Annotated in this window: 14 protein-coding genes; all 14 read right to left on the bottom strand. The window is 60.3% G+C overall.

Features of this window, described 5'->3' with window-relative positions:
* Positions 1–2: 2 nt before the first annotated feature.
* The 14 genes from nuoH to mnmA all read right to left on the bottom strand — a co-directional run bounded on the left by nuoH (position 3) and on the right by mnmA (position 17,144).
* On the bottom strand, positions 3–1,010 hold the full coding sequence (gene nuoH, locus KGB25_RS19075) for an NADH-quinone oxidoreductase subunit NuoH (RefSeq protein ID WP_008032732.1): 1,008 nt from the start codon (positions 1,008–1,010) through the stop codon (positions 3–5).
* Entirely contained in the window at positions 1,007–3,721 is a 2,715-nt protein-coding gene (gene nuoG / locus KGB25_RS19070) for an NADH-quinone oxidoreductase subunit NuoG (protein ID WP_223436227.1), read from the bottom strand. The genes nuoH and nuoG overlap by 4 nt, the downstream gene beginning before the upstream one ends.
* A gap of 137 nt (positions 3,722–3,858) precedes the next feature.
* Positions 3,859–5,214: an NADH-quinone oxidoreductase subunit NuoF gene (gene nuoF / locus KGB25_RS19065; protein ID WP_008032727.1), complete on the bottom strand. Its 1,356-nt coding sequence runs from the start codon at positions 5,212–5,214 to the stop codon at positions 3,859–3,861.
* On the bottom strand, positions 5,211–5,708 hold the full coding sequence (gene nuoE, locus KGB25_RS19060; RefSeq protein ID WP_008020715.1) for an NADH-quinone oxidoreductase subunit NuoE: 498 nt from the start codon (positions 5,706–5,708) through the stop codon (positions 5,211–5,213). The genes nuoF and nuoE overlap by 4 nt, the downstream gene beginning before the upstream one ends.
* A 2-nt stretch (positions 5,709–5,710) precedes the next feature.
* Positions 5,711–7,495 carry an NADH-quinone oxidoreductase subunit C/D gene (nuoC, locus tag KGB25_RS19055; protein ID WP_008032726.1) on the bottom strand — a complete coding sequence of 595 codons (1,785 nt, stop codon included), beginning with the start codon at positions 7,493–7,495 and terminating at the stop codon, positions 5,711–5,713.
* 72 nt (positions 7,496–7,567) lie between these two features.
* Positions 7,568–8,242: a NuoB/complex I 20 kDa subunit family protein gene (locus KGB25_RS19050; protein WP_008032725.1), complete on the bottom strand. Its 675-nt coding sequence runs from the start codon at positions 8,240–8,242 to the stop codon at positions 7,568–7,570.
* 10 nt (positions 8,243–8,252) lie between these two features.
* Positions 8,253–8,666, bottom strand: a complete 414-nt coding sequence (locus KGB25_RS19045; RefSeq protein WP_003223812.1) for an NADH-quinone oxidoreductase subunit A — start codon at positions 8,664–8,666, stop codon at positions 8,253–8,255.
* Between the two features lie 655 nt (positions 8,667–9,321).
* Positions 9,322–10,647 carry an isocitrate lyase gene (gene aceA, locus KGB25_RS19040; RefSeq protein ID WP_008032724.1) on the bottom strand — a complete coding sequence of 442 codons (1,326 nt, stop codon included), beginning with the start codon at positions 10,645–10,647 and terminating at the stop codon, positions 9,322–9,324.
* Positions 10,648–11,122: 475 nt separating this feature from the next.
* Positions 11,123–11,884 carry a secretin N-terminal domain-containing protein gene (locus KGB25_RS19035; protein WP_223436225.1) on the bottom strand — a complete coding sequence of 254 codons (762 nt, stop codon included), beginning with the start codon at positions 11,882–11,884 and terminating at the stop codon, positions 11,123–11,125.
* 322 nt (positions 11,885–12,206) lie between these two features.
* Positions 12,207–12,632, bottom strand: a complete 426-nt coding sequence (locus tag KGB25_RS19030; protein ID WP_017339601.1) for a GNAT family N-acetyltransferase — start codon at positions 12,630–12,632, stop codon at positions 12,207–12,209.
* A complete protein-coding gene (locus KGB25_RS19025) occupies positions 12,625–13,794 on the bottom strand; it encodes a cupin domain-containing protein (RefSeq protein WP_223436223.1) in 1,170 nt (389 codons plus the stop codon). The genes KGB25_RS19030 and KGB25_RS19025 overlap by 8 nt, the downstream gene beginning before the upstream one ends.
* 86 nt (positions 13,795–13,880) lie before the next feature.
* Entirely contained in the window at positions 13,881–15,251 is a 1,371-nt protein-coding gene (gene purB / locus KGB25_RS19020) for an adenylosuccinate lyase (RefSeq protein WP_008032719.1), read from the bottom strand.
* Positions 15,252–15,378: 127 nt separating this feature from the next.
* On the bottom strand, positions 15,379–16,002 hold the full coding sequence (gene hflD, locus KGB25_RS19015; protein WP_008032717.1) for a high frequency lysogenization protein HflD: 624 nt from the start codon (positions 16,000–16,002) through the stop codon (positions 15,379–15,381).
* A complete protein-coding gene (gene mnmA, locus KGB25_RS19010) occupies positions 15,999–17,144 on the bottom strand; it encodes a tRNA 2-thiouridine(34) synthase MnmA (RefSeq protein ID WP_008041236.1) in 1,146 nt (381 codons plus the stop codon). Before mnmA ends, hflD begins: the two co-directional genes overlap by 4 nt.
* Between the last annotated feature and the right edge of the window lie 15 nt (positions 17,145–17,159).

The raw sequence follows: 17,159 nt of genomic DNA, 5'->3' as shown, positions 1-17,159 counted from the left end.
CCTCACTGAGCCGCGACGGCGGGCGTGTTGAGCAACACGATCGCAGCGGTCACCAGCATGTTGACGAGGGTCAGCGGCAGGCAGAACTTCCAGCTGAAGTCCATCACTTGGTCATACCGTGGGCGCGGAATCGAGGCGCGCAACAGGATGAAGATCATGATGAAGAACGCGGTTTTCAGCGCAAACCAGATGAACGGGATCTGCGGCAGAATGTTGAACGGACCGTGCCAGCCACCGAAGAACAAGGTCACCAGCAGCGCCGAAATCAACACGATGCCGATGTACTCGCCGACGAAGAACATGCCCCATTTCATGCCGGCGTATTCAATGTGGTAACCGTCAGCCAGTTCCTGCTCCGCTTCCGGCTGGTCGAACGGGTGACGGTGAGTCACGGCGACGCCGGCGATGAAGAAGGTCAGGAAACCGAAGATCTGCGGGATGATGAACCACAGGTTCTGCGCTTGGTATTCAACGATGTCGCGCATGTTGAACGAGCCGACCTGGATCACGATGCCCATCAGCGACAGGCCCATGAACACTTCGTACGACACGGTCTGTGCCGAGGCCCGCAAGCTGCCCAGCAGGGCGAACTTGTTGTTGCTCGACCAGCCGGCGAACAGCACCGCGTAGACCGACAGGCCGGCCATGGCGAAGAAGAACAGGATGCCGATGTTGATGTCCGCCACGCCCCAGGTCGGGGTGATCGGGATGATCGCGAAGGCAATCAGCAGGGCGCTCATGGCCACGACCGGTGCCAGGGTGAAGATCATCTTGTCGGCGAACGGCGGGGTCCAGTCTTCCTTGAAGAACATCTTGATCATGTCGGCCGCGATCTGGAACGCGCCGAACGGGCCGACGCGGTTCGGACCGTAACGGTCCTGCCAGAGGGCGAGCAGACGACGCTCGACCCAGCTCAGCAGCGCGCCGCACACCACCACGGCGAGCAGAATCACGATGGCCTTGAGGACCGCGATGATCACGTCAATCACTTCAGGCGTGAACCAGGTCATTGAGCTGCCTCCTGCAGACCGTCAACGGATTTGCCAAAGATCGCTGGCGGAATGCCCGCGATACCGGCCGGCAATGCGACCAGGCCAGCACCCAGTTCTTCGTTGATGCGCAGTGGCAGACGCAGGGTCTGGCCGGCAACGTTCAAGCTCAGCAGGGCACCGTCATTGACACCCAGGCGATCCGCTTCGGACTTGGCCAAAGCGACGTAGGCGGCCGGGATGCGTTCCTGAACCGGTGCGGCTTTCGAAGAGTTCTCTTCGCTACCGAGCAGGTGGAAGAACGGCACGACCTGCCAGGTGCCCGGCGCCGGGTTGAAGGCGCGCGGAACAGCCGAGAACCAGTTCAGCGAATCACCGGTGCTTTCGATCAGGCGGGTGCCCGGGTCGCCAGCGCGGATGTGACCACCGACTTCGTCCTGGAACTTGTTCCAGGCTTGCGGCGAGTTCCAGCCCGGAGACCAGGCGAAAGGCACTTGCTGACGCGGTTCGGCCGAGCCCGAGTAACCTTCCATGGAGAAGGCGAACGCGGTGTCCTTGTCTTGCGGGGTACGCGGTTCGTGCACGTTGATGTCAGCGCGCATGGCGGTACGACCCGAGTAACGCAGCGGTTCGCGGGCAAGCTTCATGCCCTTGATGCGGAACGAGGCGGACGGTGCGGCATCGACGATGCGGTTCAGTTGCGGCGTGCTTGCAGCGACGGCAGCGGTGACGTGGTCCAGTTGGGTCCAGTCGATCGGCTGGTTCAGCAAGGTAGCGCGCAGGGCATGCAGCCAGCGCCAGCCTTCGTGAACCAGGATGCTCGCGTCCATGTACTTCGGATCGAAGACCTGGAAGAAGCGCTGGGCGCGGCCTTCCTGGCTGACCAGCGTACCGTCGCCTTCAGCGAAGCTGGCGGCTGGCAGAACCAGGTGCGCGCGATCGCTGGTGGCGGTTTTCTGGTGGTCGGCAACGATCACCACTTTCGCGGCGGTCAGGGCGGCATCGACACGGGCTTTGTCGGTACGGGTGTACAGATCGTTTTCCAGCACGACGATGGCGTCGGCCTTGCCATCGATCACCGCTTGCAGCGCGGCGTCGACCGATTCGCCACCGAGCATGGCCAGGCCGAGGCTGTTGGCCTCTGGCACGATCAGGCTGATGGAACCGTTCTTCTCGCGCAGCTTCAGGGCTTTGGCGATGTTCGCGGCGGCTTCGATCAATGCTTTGGAACCCAGCGAGGTACCGGCAATGATCAGTGGACGCTTGGCCGCGAGCAGGGCGTCGGCAATGCGCTTGGCCAGTTCGAGGGCTTCGGTGTCGAGGCCTTCAACGGCTGGGGCGCTGGCGTCGAGGGCGTGAGCCACGGCGAAACCGATGCGGGCCAGGTCATCTGGAGCGGCGTGAACGCACTCTTCGGCGATGTCGTCGAGCTTGGTTTCAGCCAGGCTGGCGATGAACAGCGGGTTCAGCTCGTGCTGACCGATGTTCTTCACCGCAGCGTCGAGCCAAGGCTGAACGCGCATGCCGTCGGCCATGTCTTCGGCCTTGCCCTTGACCGATTGACGCAGGGACAGCGCCATACGGGCGGCGGTCTGGGTCAGGTCTTCGCCGAGGACGAAGATGGCGTCGTGGTCTTCGATGTCGCGCATGTTCGGGATCGGCAGCGGGCTGTCTTTCAGCACCTGCATGACCAGACGAATGCGTTCCAGCTCGGCGGCTTCGATACCGGAGTAGAAGTGCTCGGCACCGACCAGCTCGCGCAACGCGTAGTTGCTTTCGAGGCTGGCACGCGGCGAACCGATACCGACGATGTTGCGACCGCGCAGCAGGTCAGCCGCTTTATCCAGCGCTTCGTCGAGGCTCAGCTTGGTGCCGTTGGCCAGCAGAGGCTGACGCGGGCGGTCTTCGCGGTTGACGTAGCCATAGCCGAAACGGCCACGGTCGCACAGGAAGTACTGGTTGACCGAACCGTTGAAGCGGTTTTCGATCCGACGCAGTTCGCCGTAACGCTCGCCCGGGGAGATGTTGCAACCGCTGGAGCAGCCATGGCAGATGCTCGGCGAGAACTGCATGTCCCACTTGCGGTTGTAGCGCTCGGAGTGAGTCTTGTCGGTGAACACACCGGTCGGGCAGACCTCGGTGAGGTTGCCGGAGAATTCGCTTTCCAGTACGCCGTCTTCAACGCGACCGAAGTACACGTTGTCGTGGGCGCCGAACACACCAAGGTCGGTGCCGCCAGCGTAATCCTTATAGAAGCGCACGCAGCGGTAGCAAGCGATGCAGCGGTTCATTTCGTGGGAAATGAACGGGCCCAGTTGCTGGTTCTGGTGGGTACGCTTGGTGAAGCGATAACGGCGCTCGTTGTGGCCGGTCATCACGGTCATGTCTTGCAGGTGGCAGTGACCGCCTTCCTCACAGACCGGGCAGTCGTGCGGGTGGTTGGTCATCAGCCATTCAACAACACTGGCGCGGAAGGCCTTGGACTCTTCATCTTCGATGGAGATCCAGGTGCCGTCGGTGGCAGGGGTCATGCAGGACATGACGATGCGACCGCGGGTGTCGTTCTCGTCGGTGTACTGCTTGACCGCGCACTGGCGGCAAGCGCCAACGCTGCCAAGGGCAGGGTGCCAGCAGAAATAAGGGATATCGAGGCCTAGCGACAGACATGCCTGTAACAGGTTGTCTGCCCCATCGACTTCGAGCTCTTTGCCGTCTACGTGGATAGTGGCCATGGTTCAAAGTTCTTCGTTGGCCCGGTGTCAGCGGGCGTGGCTAATGGAATCTTGTTATTCGCGTGAATCAACACAGCCGTTCAAGGCGTCATCACACGAGAAGGCGAACGGCACGGACCGTTCGCCTTTTTTAAGCGTTAAGCGCCGACTACGATCGGCCTTGCCAGAGGCGGGACGACGGCGCTGACAGGCGCGATGCCGGCTTCGAACTCATGGCGGAAGTATTTGATTGCGCTGCCCAATGGCTCCACGGCACCCGGTGCGTGAGCACAGAAGGTCTTGCCTGGGCCGAGGAAACCGACCAGACCCAGCAGGGTCTCGATGTCGCCTGGCTGGCCTTCGCCGTTCTCGATGGCCATCAGCAGCTTGACGCTCCATGGCAAGCCATCGCGGCAAGGGGTGCAGAAACCACAGGATTCGCGGGCGAAGAACTGCTCCATGTTGCGCAGCAGCGAAACCATGTTGACGCTGTCGTCCACCGCCATGGCCAGGCCGGTACCCATACGGGTGCCCACTTTGGCGATGCCGCCGGCGTACATTTGTGCGTCCAGGTGTTCAGGCAACAGGAAGCCGGTACCGGCGCCGCCTGGCTGCCAGGCCTTGAGCTTGTAACCGTCGCGCATGCCGCCGGCGTAGTCTTCGAACAACTCGCGACCGGTAACGCCGAATGGCAATTCCCACAGGCCCGGGTTCTTGACCTTACCGGAGAAGCCCATGAGCTTGGTGCCCATGTCTTCACTGCCTTCGCGAGCCAACGATTTGTACCAGTCCACGCCATCGGCAATGATCGCCGGGACGTTGCACAGGGTTTCAACGTTGTTCACGCAAGTCGGCTTGCCCCACACGCCAACGGCGGCAGGGAAGGGCGGCTTGGAGCGCGGGTTGGCGCGGCGGCCTTCGAGGGAGTTGATCAGTGCGGTTTCTTCACCGCAGATGTAACGCCCGGCGCCGGTGTGGACGAACAGCTCGAAATCGAAGCCGCTGCCCAGGATGTTTTTGCCCAAAAGGCCAGCTGCCTTGGCTTCTTCCACGGCACGGTTGAGGTGCTTGGCGGCGGTGGTGTATTCGCCACGCAGGAAGATGTAGCCACGGTAGGTTTTCAGCGCGCGGGCACTGATCAGCATGCCTTCGATCAGCAGATGGGGCAGTTGCTCCATCAGCATGCGGTCTTTCCAGGTGTTCGGCTCCATTTCATCCGCGTTGCACAGCAGGTAGCGGATGTTGATGGATTCGTCTTTCGGCATCAGGCCCCACTTCACGCCCGTGGGGAAGCCTGCACCGCCGCGACCTTTCAGGCCGGCGTCTTTCACGGTCTGGACGATGTCGTCCTGTGCCATGTCGGCGAAGGCTTTGCGCGCAGCCGCGTAACCGTTCTTGGCCTGGTACTCGTCGAGCCAGACAGCTTCGCCGTCGTCACGCAGACGCCAGGTCAGCGGGTGAGTCTCGGCCGAACGCTTGATGCGGTTGGCAGGACCGAAGGAAGTCAGGGTCATACGTAGCCCTCGAGCAATTTGGCAACGCCGGCAGGCTGCACATCACCGAAAGTGTCGTCGTCGATCATCAACGCCGGCGCCTTGTCGCAGTTGCCGAGGCAGCAGACCGGCAGCAGGGTGAAACGACCGTCGGCGGTGGTCTGGCCCAGGCCGATGCCGAGTTTGCTCTGGATTTCGCTGACTACCGATTCATGGCCGCCGATGTAGCAGACCATGCTGTCGCAGACGCGAATGATGTGGCGACCGACTGGCTGACGGAAGATCTGGCTATAGAAAGTAGCCACGCCTTCAACGTCGCTCGCCGGGATGCCGAGGATCTCGCCGATCGCGTAGAGCGCGCCGTCAGGCACCCAGCCACGTTCCTTCTGGACGATCTTCAGGGCTTCGATCGACGCCGCGCGCGGGTCTTCGTAGTGATGCAGCTCGTGCTCGATGGCCGAGCGCTCGGTTTCACTCAAGGTGAAACGGTCTGTCTGGATAAGCGTGCTGTTCATGCTTAGCGGTCCACGTCGGCCATAACGAAATCGATACTACCCAGGTACGCAATCAAGTCCGCGACCATGCTGCCTTTGATCACCGAAGGGATCTGCTGCAGGTGCGGGAAGCTTGGGGTGCGAATCCGGGTGCGGTAGCTCATGGTGCCGCCATCGCTCGTCAGGTAATAACTGTTGATGCCCTTGGTCGCTTCGATCATCTGGAAGGATTCGTTGGCCGGCATGACCGGGCCCCACGAAACTTGCAGGAAGTGCGTGATCAGGGTCTCGATGTGCTGCAGCGTGCGCTCTTTCGGCGGCGGCGTGGTCAGCGGGTGATCCGCCTTGTACGGGCCTTCCGGCATGTTGCGCATGCACTGGTCGATGATCTTGATGCTCTGGCGCATTTCTTCGACGCGCACGATGCAACGGTCGTAGGCATCGCCATTGGCGGCCAGCGGCACTTCGAATTCGAAGTTCTCGTAGCCCGAGTATGGACGCGCTTTACGCAGGTCGAAGTCGCAACCGGTCGAACGCAGGCCTGCACCGGTGACGCCCCATTCGAGGGCCTCTTTGGTGTTGTAGGCAGCGACGCCGATGGTCCGGCCACGCAGGATGCTGTTGTCCAGGGCGGCTTTCTGGTATTCGTCCAGACGCTTTGGCATCCACTCGACGAAATCTTTCACCAGCTTTTCCCAGCCGCGCGGCAGGTCGTGGGCGACGCCACCGATGCGGTACCAGGCCGGGTGCAGACGGAAACCGGTAATGGCTTCGATCACCGTGTACGCCTTCTGGCGGTCGGTGAAGGTGAAGAACACCGGGGTCATGGCGCCGACGTCCTGGATGTAGGTACCCAGGAACAGCAGGTGGCTGGTGATCCGGAAGAACTCGGCCATCATGATGCGGATGACGTCGACCTTCTCGGGCACCTTGATGCCGGCCAGCTTCTCGACCGAGAGCACGTACGGCAGGTTGTTCATCACGCCACCGAGGTAGTCGATACGGTCGGTGTACGGGATGAAGCTGTGCCAGGACTGACGCTCGGCCATCTTCTCGGCACCACGGTGGTGGTAGCCGACGTCCGGTACGCAGTCGACGATCTCTTCACCGTCCAGCTGCAGGATGATGCGGAACGCACCGTGCGCGGAAGGGTGGTTGGGACCGAGGTTGAGGAACATGTAGTCCTCGTTCGCACCGGAACGCTTCATGCCCCAGTCTTCAGGCTTGAAGCGCGCGGCTTCTTCCTCAAGCTGTTGCTTGGCCAGGTTCAGGGTGAACGGGTCGAACTCGGTGGCACGGGCCGGGAAGTCCTTGCGCAGCGGGTGACCTTCCCAGGTCGGCGGCATCATGATGCGGGTCAGGTGCGGGTGGCCGGCAAAGTCGATGCCGTACATGTCCCACACTTCACGCTCGTACCAGTTGGCGTTCGGCCAGATCCCGGTGACGGTCGGCACGCTGAGGTCGCTCTCGGACAAGGCGACCTTGATCATCACGTCACTATTACGTTCGATCGACATCAGGTGATAGAACACGGTGAAGTCGGCGCCGCTTGGCAGCCCTTGACGCTTGGTGCGCAGACGCTCGTCCACGCCGTGCAGGTCATAGAGCATGACGTACGGCTTGGGCAGGTTGCGCAGGAAGGTCATCACTTCGACGAGTTTGGCACGGGCAACCCAAAGCACCGGCATGCCGGTGCGGGTAGGCTGGGCGGTGAACGCCTCGGGGCCAAAACGGTTATTCAGTTCGACGACCACATCCTGGTCGTCTGCCTTGTAAGGCGGGATGTACAGAGCACTGCCTGTAGTCATGGTTATTTATCGCTTTCGGTCAACGTAAAGAATGAAGCCAGTGTCTCGTTCTATATAAGAAGCAGATCTGGATCAGACTTCGTCGGGGCTGCGCAGGTTGGTGACTGCGATTCGCTGTTCGCGGCGCTTGTCCTTCTCGGAAGGCATCTCGGCGCGATACACGCCTTGATCGCCAACGACCCAGGAAAGCGGACGACGCTCCTGTCCTATCGACTCCTGCAAAAGCATCAAGCCTTGCAGAAAAGCTTCAGGGCGGGGCGGGCAGCCAGGCACGTAGACGTCCACGGGCAGGAACTTGTCCACCCCTTGAACGACTGAGTAGATGTCGTACATGCCACCGGAGTTGGCGCACGAACCCATGGAGATGACCCATTTAGGTTCGAGCATTTGCTCGTAGAGACGCTGAATGATCGGCGCCATCTTGATGAAGCAGGTACCGGCGATAACCATGAAATCCGCCTGACGCGGCGATGCCCGGATAACCTCGGCGCCAAAGCGCGCGATGTCGTGGGGCGCCGTGAAGGCGGTGGTCATTTCCACGTAGCAGCACGAAAGGCCGAAGTTATACGGCCACAGGGAGTTCTTGCGCCCCCAGTTGATCGTGCCGTTAAGCACGTCTTCGAGCTTGCCCATGAAGATGTTTTTGTGGACTTGATCTTCTAACGGATCGGAAACGGTTTCCCGTTCGCCAATCGGATACTGCTCGTTAGGAGCATCGGGGTCGATCCTGGTGAGATTGTATTGCATTGCCAAAGCCTCATTGTTTCAGCTTCGCTTGCCGCTTACGACGAGCTTCCGGAGCCCAGTCAAGGGCGCCCACTCGGAATAGGTAGACAAGGCCTGCCAACAGAATTGCTATGAAAACGAGAGCTTCGACGAATCCGGTCCAGCCGCTTTCGCGGACGGACACAGACCAGGCAAAGAGAAAAAGGGCTTCGATATCGAAGATCACGAAGAGCATCGCGACCAGATAGAATTTGGCTGAGAGCCGCAAGCGGGCGCCACCTGTAGGTAGCATGCCGGACTCGAACGGTTCGTTTTTGCTGCGGCCCCAGGCTTTTGACCCGAGGAGGCTGGAGACGCCGAGCATGAAGGCGCAAAGGCCGACGACGCCCAGAAGGAAAATGGCAAAGCCCCAGTTGTGGGCCATGAGTCCTGTCGCTTCGGGCATGCTGGTAATCCTTAACAGAGAGCAAAGGTCTCTGAGCTTGAAAAAGAAACAAAGCAGTGACGATATGTCGCAGCAATCAATCCCGCTGATTTTATGGCACAACACCGTGCAAGTAAAATTCCTATAGCGAAATTATTTATAGGAATAAGGACATAGCGCACCTCCAAAGTCCCGCAGCCCATGCGTTGCGGGCATTAGCAGGCTTTTCATCAATTATGTTTTGTAGGGAATGTAACGAACATAGTTTGAGCTAAATGATAATCAATATTGTTTGAAGCGGTTTTCAAACTGTTTAACGGGTAGGTGGGTGGAAAGTTGTCTTATATGCGCGTTACTGCAAGTAGCGGGCGGCACCGTTTTACCCTGTTTTTCTGATCGTGAAACTGCGCTGGATCAAGGATTTTTCCTGAATCACCCCCTTCCTTCTGTAGGAGCGAGGCTTGCCCGCGAAGAATGCGCTGCGGTCTACCTGGCATGTCGCGGTGCATTCTTCGCGGGCAAGTCGGATCGCCGCACCGCTCGCTCCTACAGGGGTCGTATCGTGTAAAAAATGAACGCAAAAAAAACGCCCCGAACCAGTCGGGGCGTCAGATATGCGGCGTTGCGGTTAGCTTTTTATTCGGTCCGCAACGGCCGTTCGTTCAGGCGAAGCAGATCAGTGGAACTGTTCTTCTTCAGTCGAACCGGTCAGTGCGGTAACCGACGAGGAGCCGCCCTGGATCACGGTGGTCATGTCGTCGAAGTAGCCGGTGCCCACTTCCTGCTGGTGAGCCACGAAGGTGTAACCCTTGGCGGCGTCGGCGAATTCCTGCTCTTGCAGCTTCACGTAGGCAGTCATGTCGTTGCGGGCGTAGTCGTGCGCCAGGTTGAACATGCTGTGCCACATGTTGTGAATGCCGGCCAGGGTGATGAACTGGTGCTTGTAACCCATGGCGGACAGTTCGCGCTGGAACTTGGCGATGGTCGCGTCGTCCAGGTTTTTCTTCCAGTTGAAGGAAGGCGAGCAGTTGTACGACAGCAGTTGGTCCGGGTATTCCTTCTTGATCGCTTCAGCGAAGCGACGGGCTTCGTCCAGATCCGGCTTGGCGGTTTCGCACCAGATCAGGTCGGCGTACGGGGCGTAAGCCAGGCCGCGAGCGATTGCCTGGTCCAGGCCGGCGCGCACTTTGTAGAAGCCTTCCTGGGTACGTTCGCCAGTCACGAATGGCTGGTCGTACGGGTCGCAGTCGGAAGTCAGCAGGTCGGCCGCGTTAGCGTCGGTACGTGCCAGGATGATGGTCGGAGTACCGGCAACGTCAGCCGCCAGACGGGCAGCGGTCAGCTTCTGTACGGCTTCCTGGGTAGGAACCAGTACCTTGCCGCCCATGTGGCCGCATTTTTTCACGGAAGCCAGTTGGTCTTCGAAGTGAACGCCGGCGGCGCCTGCTTCGATCATGCTCTTCATCAGCTCGTAGGCGTTCAGTACGCCGCCGAAACCGGCTTCGGCGTCAGCCACGATTGGTGCGAAGTAGTCGATGTAACCTTCGTCGCCCGGGCCCTTGCCGGCTTTCCACTGGATCTGGTCAGCACGACGGAACGAGTTGTTGATGCGCTTGACCACGGTTGGAACCGAGTCCACCGGGTACAGCGACTGGTCCGGGTACATCGATTCGGCGGAGTTGTTGTCCGCAGCAACCTGCCAGCCCGACAGGTAGATCGCCTGGATGCCGGCTTTGACTTGTTGTACAGCCTGGCCGCCGGTCAGGGCGCCCATGCAGTTGACGAAATCTTTCTCAGGACGGAAGGACGGCTTGGCGCCCTGGGTGACCAGGTTCCAGAGCTTCTCGGCGCCGAGTTTTGCAAAGGTGTGCTCAGGTTGAACCGAGCCACGCAGGCGGACGACGTCAGCAGCGGAGTAAGCGCGTGTCACGCCTTTCCAGCGTGGGTTTTCAGCCCAGTCTTTTTCGAGGGCTGCAATTTGCTGTTCGCGTGTCAGTGCCATGGAGATAAACCTCGTCGCGTCTTTTACGGAAAGTTGTTCTGCGGTGGAAAATTCATGCGCTCGCAGACCAGAAGCTTAGGCGGTCAAGTCGAATTCGGCGGGGTTGGCGACGGGATGAACGATGGGCTCGAGGGGAAGTGAGCAGGTAAGGGCGGACTGGCGAGCGCATTCGGGCGTCGTGGGCCTTTATACGAACTTCAGTGTGATGCCGGGTTACCTAAATACGCTTCCGTCCCTCGGGACAACTTCGTTCCAGTCGGCAACCTCGTCAAACACACCTTGTGGGCGGTACAGACACGAAACGGCTCGCGGGGTAGGTGCGAGCATCGCCTCGAAGGCCCTTGCCAGGGCCCCTGATTAGCGGGAGCGAGGCCATCATGCCTTCGCTTTTTTGGCTCGTCAAACGTTTTGTAGTGCTTTTTTTCGAGCACTACATCTTTGGTCTAATACGACTAATCAGTCAGTTTTTGGTGGTTTAGTCCAAAGTATCGACTTTCACCCGCAGGGTCATGTCATCCCGGCCCTGAGTCGAGTAGCTGCGGGTCATGCCCTGTTTGTCGGCCTGAGTCTGGTGATTCACGCCGGCGAGGGTGATCCATTCGCCGAGGCGGCCGGTGACGGTTGTGTCGGTGCTTTGCACGTTCACTACATCGGGACGTTCCTGGCTCATGCGGTCACGGTTGGTACTGATCGACAGGTGAACGATGTCGCCGGTGACGCTGGCGGTGACATAGAAACCCTGGGTGACGTTGCGGTATTCGGTCTGGCTGCGGGGATCGCCATAGGAATCGATCTGCGTGCTGGTCAACGGCACGCTCTGGCCGACCTGGATCAGCGCCGGTGTGCCTTCGCTGGCCTGGACTTGCTGAATGCCGCCGTCACGGCTTTCGGTGCTGCGATTGATGATTCGGGTCTGGTTGGGTTTGGCGCCGTTCACCGAGTAACCCTGATCGCCCTGGAAGTTGTTTTCGTTGGTGTCGACGGTGATCAACAGGCGCTTGGGTTGAGTGTCGAGTTGGGCGATAAGCGCTTTAAGTTCGTCGATCTTGCGTTGATCGGCATTGACGATCAGTTGGTTGCCGTAGGCGCTGACCTGGCCGTCCTTGCCGATAAAATCCTGCGCCATCGGCAGCATGTCGGCGCTGGTGTGGTAGTTCAACGGCACGATCTCGGTGGCTGCCATGACCGAAAAACTGCAGGTCAGCAGCAGCGTGGTGAGCAGGGTGCGTAGGGACATATCCGTTATCTCCGGCCTTGAAGTTTGTGTGTAGGAGCCAGCTTGCTGGCGATGGTCGTCAACGATGACGCTGGAAGCCTGATACCCCGCGGCGGTCTCACGACTATCGCGAGCAGGCTCGCTCCTACAGGTCTTGAGTTTGCCAGTTTGTCGGCCTGGCGTGGGGCAAGTTGAATCCTAGACAGCAAAACGCCCCGGCATCCGAAAATGGCGGGGCGTTTTGTGGTGTGCTTTCGGGCCTCTTCGCGGGCAAGCCTCGCTCCTACAGGTTCGGTGTGATCCTGTAGGAGCGAAGCTTGCTCGCGAAGGCCGCGCCGCGGTTTTAAGCCGAGTGCCGCACCATGTCCACATGCGGAATCCCGGCTTCCAGGAACTCCTCACTGACCAGGCTGAAACCAAGGCGCTCATAGAACGCCGTCGCCTGCACCTGCGCGCTCAGCATCTGCTGCTTCAGCCCGCGCTTCTCGGCTTCACCGATCACCGCTTGCATCAGCGCATCGCCAACCTTCAAGCCGCGCCAGTCTTTCAGCACCGAAACCCGGCCAACATGCCCGTCGGGCAGCAAGCGTGCGGTGCCAATCGGAAAGTCACCTTCGAAGGCCAGGAAATGCACCGCTGTCGCGTCATCTGCATCCCATTCCAGCTCGGGCGGAACGGATTGCTCGGCGATGAACACCGTCTCACGAATGCGCCGGATCTCGGCGTTATCCTTTTGCCAGTCTGCGACACGTACGTGAATTTTATTCATCGGCAAACCCCAGGCTTCCTTGCTTGATCAGTTCGCAAATCAAGCCGCGACCGTCTTCGTCGCTCAGCCATTCGCCGAGGTTGTCGATGTGCAGCGCATCGGCGGCACAGATCAACTTCAGCAGGTCGCGCAGTTTGCCCGGCAGATAACGGCTCTGACCGCTGGCGAACAGCAGCAGGTCGTCATCGACTTCGGACCAGGCCATACGGGCGCTCGGGTTGCGGATCAGTACGGCGCCTTGCTCCAGGCTGGCGAGCAGGTCGTCTTCTTCGATTTCTTCAGGGCCGACCACCAGTTCCGGGTAGCGCGGTTCGGTCATGAACTGGCCGAACCAGGTCAGCAGCAGGCGTTCGTCGCTCATGTGCTCGGCCAGCAGGGCTTTCAGGCGATCGAGGGCGTCGTGCTGGATCTGATGCGGATCAACCGCAGGCAGGGCGTCGGCGTCGGTGTAACGCTCTTCGTCAGTCAGGAACTGGCTGAGGAAGTCGGTGAAGTGGGTCAGCACTTCAGCGGCGCTCGGCGCGCGGAAACCTACGGAGTAGGTCAGGCAGTTATCGACGGCCACACCGCAGTGGGCCAGGCGTGGCGGCAGGTAGAGCATGTCGCCCGGTTCCAGTACCCACTCATCGGTGGCTTCGAAATCAGCCAGGATGCGCAGGTCCGCGTGTTGCAGCAGCGGACTGTCGGAATTGCACATCTGGCCGATTTTCCAGTTGCGCTTGCCGTGGCCTTGCAGCAGGAACACGTCGTAGTTGTCGAAGTGCGGACCGACGCTGCCACCCGGGGCAGCGAAGCTGATCATCACGTCGTCGATGCGCCAGCTCGGCAGGAAGCGGAACTGTTCCAGCAGTTCGCTGACTTCCGGCACGAACTGGTCAACCGCTTGCACCAGCAGGGTCCATTCGGTTTCCGGCAGCTTGCTGAATTCGTCTTCGGCGAACGGGCCGCGGCGCAATTCCCAAGGGCGCTCGCCGTGCTCGATGATCAGGCGCGATTCAACTTCTTCTTCCAGCGCCAGGCCGGCCAGTTCGTCGGCGTCGATCGGGCTTTCGAAATCAGGGATCGCCTGACGGATCAGCAGGGGTTTTTTCTGCCAGTAGTCACGCAGGAATTCGCGCGCCGTGATGCCGCCCAGAAGTTGAAGAGGAATGTCAGGATTCATGTGTAACCTATTGAAAAAAAGCACTTTTCATACGGGAATAAAAACGCCCGGCGCTGCCGGGCGTCTCAAACGGGTAAAGCGGTCGATCAGATGCGCTTGGCTTGCTCTACAGCGTTGCCGATGTAGTTCGCCGGGGTGAGCAGTTTCAGCTCGGCCTTGGCGGCGGCAGGCATGTCCAGCCCGTCGATGAAAGTTTGCAGCGCTTCAGGGCTGATGCCCTTGCCACGGGTCAACTCTTTCAGCTTCTCGTACGGGTTTTCGATGTTGTAGCGACGCATCACGGTCTGGATCGGCTCGGCCAGGACTTCCCAGCAAGCATCGAGGTCAGCAGCGATTTTCTGAGCGTTGAGCTCCAGTTTGCTGATGCCTTTGAGGCTGGCTTCGTACGCGATCACGCTGTGGGCGAAGCCGACACCGAGGTTGCGCAGTACGGTGGAGTCGGTCAGGTCGCGCTGCCAGCGGGAGATCGGCAGTTTGCTCGCCAGGTGCTGGAACAGTGCGTTGGCGATACCCAGGTTGCCTTCGGAGTTTTCGAAGTCGATCGGGTTGACCTTGTGCGGCATGGTCGACGAACCGATTTCGCCAGCGATGGTGCGCTGTTTGAAATAACCCAGGGAGATGTAGCCCCAGATGTCGCGGTCGAAGTCGATCAGGATGGTGTTGAAGCGCGCGATCGCGTCGAACAGCTCGGCGATGTAGTCGTGCGGTTCGATCTGCGTGGTGTACGGGTTGAAGCCCAGGCCCAGTTCGTCTTCGATGAAGGCGCGGGCGTTGGCTTCCCAGTCGATCTCAGGGTAGGCCGACAGGTGAGCGTTGTAGTTGCCGACAGCGCCGTTGATCTTGCCCAGCAGCGGAACGGCAGCGACTTGAGCGATTTGACGCTCCAGACGGTAAACCACGTTTGCCAGCTCTTTGCCCAGGGTGGTCGGCGAGGCCGGTTGACCGTGGGTGCGCGACAGCATCGGCACGTCAGCGAAACGGATGGCCAGTTCGCGGATGGCTTCGGCAGTCTGGCGCATCAGCGGCAGCATGACGTCATCACGGCCTTCGCGCAGCATCAGGGCGTGGGACAGGTTGTTGATGTCCTCGCTGGTGCAGGCAAAGTGGATGAACTCGCTGACAGCCGCCAGTTCCGGCAGCTTGGCCGCTTGCTCTTTGAGCAGGTATTCGATGGCTTTGACGTCGTGGTTGGTGGTGCGCTCGATCTCTTTGACACGCTCGGCGTGCTCCAGAGAGAAGTTTTCCGCCAGGGTGTTCAGCACAGCGTTGGCTTCGGCGGAGAACGCCGGCACTTCGCTGATGGCAGGGTGAGCGGCGAGGCGCTGGAGCCAGCGCACTTCAACCAGCACGCGAGCACGGATCAGGCCGTATTCGCTGAAAATTGGGCGCAGGGCCTGGGTTTTGCCGGCGTAGCGGCCGTCAACAGGGGAAACCGCAGTGAGCGAAGAAAGCTGCATGGGGTGTTCTCGGACAGTCGGGCAACGAAATGGGGCGCGTATCATACATGAAAAAATCCGCCGGTCCGTTGCCAACTGACCAGCGTATTACGCGTTACTGACTACAAAACGGTGTTGCGGGCGCGGTTCAGCTGCTGCGCATCAGCGGGTAAAGCTCTTTCAGCAATTTGCGGCGGCTGACGACCAACTGCCAGCGATGACCGCCCAACTGCCGCCACAGGCGCGCCGAACGAATCCCGGCCAGCAACAGCGCGCGGATCTTCGAAGCGTTGCTCGGCTGCTGCAGGTTGCGCATGTCGCCGTGAACCTGAATCCGTTGGCGCAAGGTGCTCAGGGTGTCCTGGTACAGCGCGCCGCAGGCGGCGATCACATTTTCGTGCGCCGGGCCGAAGTGTTCGACCTGGGACTGAATCTGCGGCAGACGTTTGCCGATCACCTCGAGCATGTCGCCGCGCTTGGCCAGTTGCCGCTCCAGCCCGAGCATTGCCAGGGCGTAGCGCAGCGGTTCGCGCTGCAGGGTGCTCGGGTCACGTTCAAGGGCGCCGATCAGTGCGCGATAACCTTCGCGCAGATTGATGTCGTCGCCGCCGTAGACTTCCAGCGTGTCCTTGGGGTCGCGAATCAGCAGGCTGCCAAGCATGCACGTCAGGCCGGCTTCGCTGGTCTGGCCGGTCTTGGCGATCTTGTCGACAAGGACGGCGGCGAGAAACACGCCGCCCAGCGCCGTCAGTTGCTCCTGAGTGGGGCTCATTGCTGCTCGCCTTGAAGGGTGCCTTTGCTGGTCCACGGTTCCGCCACTTCAATCACGCCGCCGCCGAGGCAGATTTCGCCGTCGTAGAACACCACAGACTGACCTGGAGTGACCGCGCGTTGCGGCTCATCGAAGGTCGCGCGGTAGCCGGTGGCGGTTTTCTCCAGCGTGCACGACTGGTCGCTCTGGCGATAACGCACTTTGGCGGTCAGTTTGCGCGGCTCGCTCAGGTCGATCGGGTTGACCCAATAGATGTCGGAGGCGAGCAGGGCGCGGGAGAACAGGTAAGGGTGGTCATTGCCCTGGCCAACGATCAGTTCGTTGTGCTCCAGGTCTTTGATCAGCACGTACCACGGCTCGTCACTGGCGTCTTTCAAGCCGCCGATGCCCAGGCCCTGACGCTGGCCGATGGTGTGGTACATCAAGCCGTGGTGGCGGCCGATGACTTCACCTTCGGTGGTTTTGATTTCGCCTGGCTGCGCCGGCAGGTACTGCTTGAGGAAGTCGCTGAAGCGGCGTTCGCCGATGAAGCAGATCCCGGTGGAATCCTTTTTCTTCGCGGTGGCGAGTTCGTATTTCTCGGCAATCGCCCGCACTTGCGGTTTTTCCAGCTCGCCGACCGGGAACAGGGTCTTGGCGATCTGTTCGCCGCCGACGGCGTGCAGGAAGTAGCTCTGGTCCTTGTTCGGGTCCAGGCCCTTGAGCAGTTCGGTGCGGCCGTCGATGTCGCGGCGGCGCACGTAGTGGCCGGTGGCGATCAGGTCGGCGCCGAGCACCATGGCGTAGTCGAGGAACGCCTTGAACTTGATTTCGCGGTTGCACAGGATGTCCGGGTTCGGCGTGCGACCGGCCTTGTATTCGGCCAGGAAGTGCTCGAACACGTTGTCCCAGTACTCGGCGGCGAAGTTGGCGGTGTGCAGCTTGATGCCAATTTTGTCGCACACGGCCTGGGCGTCCGCCAGGTCGTCCATGGCGGTGCAGTATTCCGTTCCATCGTCTTCTTCCCAGTTCTTCATGAACAGGCCTTCCACCTCATAACCCTGCTCGATCAGCAGGAGGGCGGAAACGGAAGAGTCCACGCCGCCGGACATGCCGACAATGACGCGCTTCTTTTGTGTGTCAGAAGGGGCTGGATCACGCATAGGGATTCAATGAGT

Source organism: Pseudomonas sp. BF-RE-21 (assembly GCF_019947305.1).
Lineage (GTDB): Bacteria > Pseudomonadota > Gammaproteobacteria > Pseudomonadales > Pseudomonadaceae > Aquipseudomonas > Aquipseudomonas migulae.
Note: the sequence above shows the minus strand (reverse complement) of the source record. Positions and strands in the feature narration are given on the sequence as shown.

Coding starts and splice junctions, on each gene's coding strand:
- KGB25_RS19050 (WP_008032725.1), bottom strand. CDS start 8,242: ATGCAATACAATCTCACCAGGATCGACCCCGATGCTCCTAACGAGCAG.
- mnmA (WP_008041236.1), bottom strand. CDS start 17,144: ATGCGTGATCCAGCCCCTTCTGACACACAAAAGAAGCGCGTCATTGTC.
- nuoG (WP_223436227.1), bottom strand. CDS start 3,721: ATGGCCACTATCCACGTAGACGGCAAAGAGCTCGAAGTCGATGGGGCA.
- nuoC (WP_008032726.1), bottom strand. CDS start 7,495: ATGACTACAGGCAGTGCTCTGTACATCCCGCCTTACAAGGCAGACGAC.
- nuoH (WP_008032732.1), bottom strand. CDS start 1,010: ATGACCTGGTTCACGCCTGAAGTGATTGACGTGATCATCGCGGTCCTC.
- KGB25_RS19030 (WP_017339601.1), bottom strand. CDS start 12,632: ATGAATAAAATTCACGTACGTGTCGCAGACTGGCAAAAGGATAACGCC.
- aceA (WP_008032724.1), bottom strand. CDS start 10,647: ATGGCACTGACACGCGAACAGCAAATTGCAGCCCTCGAAAAAGACTGG.
- KGB25_RS19035 (WP_223436225.1), bottom strand. CDS start 11,884: ATGTCCCTACGCACCCTGCTCACCACGCTGCTGCTGACCTGCAGTTTT.
- hflD (WP_008032717.1), bottom strand. CDS start 16,002: ATGAGCCCCACTCAGGAGCAACTGACGGCGCTGGGCGGCGTGTTTCTC.
- nuoF (WP_008032727.1), bottom strand. CDS start 5,214: ATGACCCTGACTTCCTTCGGTCCTGCCAACCGCATCAAGCGTTCGGCC.
- KGB25_RS19025 (WP_223436223.1), bottom strand. CDS start 13,794: ATGAATCCTGACATTCCTCTTCAACTTCTGGGCGGCATCACGGCGCGC.
- KGB25_RS19045 (WP_003223812.1), bottom strand. CDS start 8,666: ATGCCCGAAGCGACAGGACTCATGGCCCACAACTGGGGCTTTGCCATT.
- purB (WP_008032719.1), bottom strand. CDS start 15,251: ATGCAGCTTTCTTCGCTCACTGCGGTTTCCCCTGTTGACGGCCGCTAC.
- nuoE (WP_008020715.1), bottom strand. CDS start 5,708: ATGAACAGCACGCTTATCCAGACAGACCGTTTCACCTTGAGTGAAACC.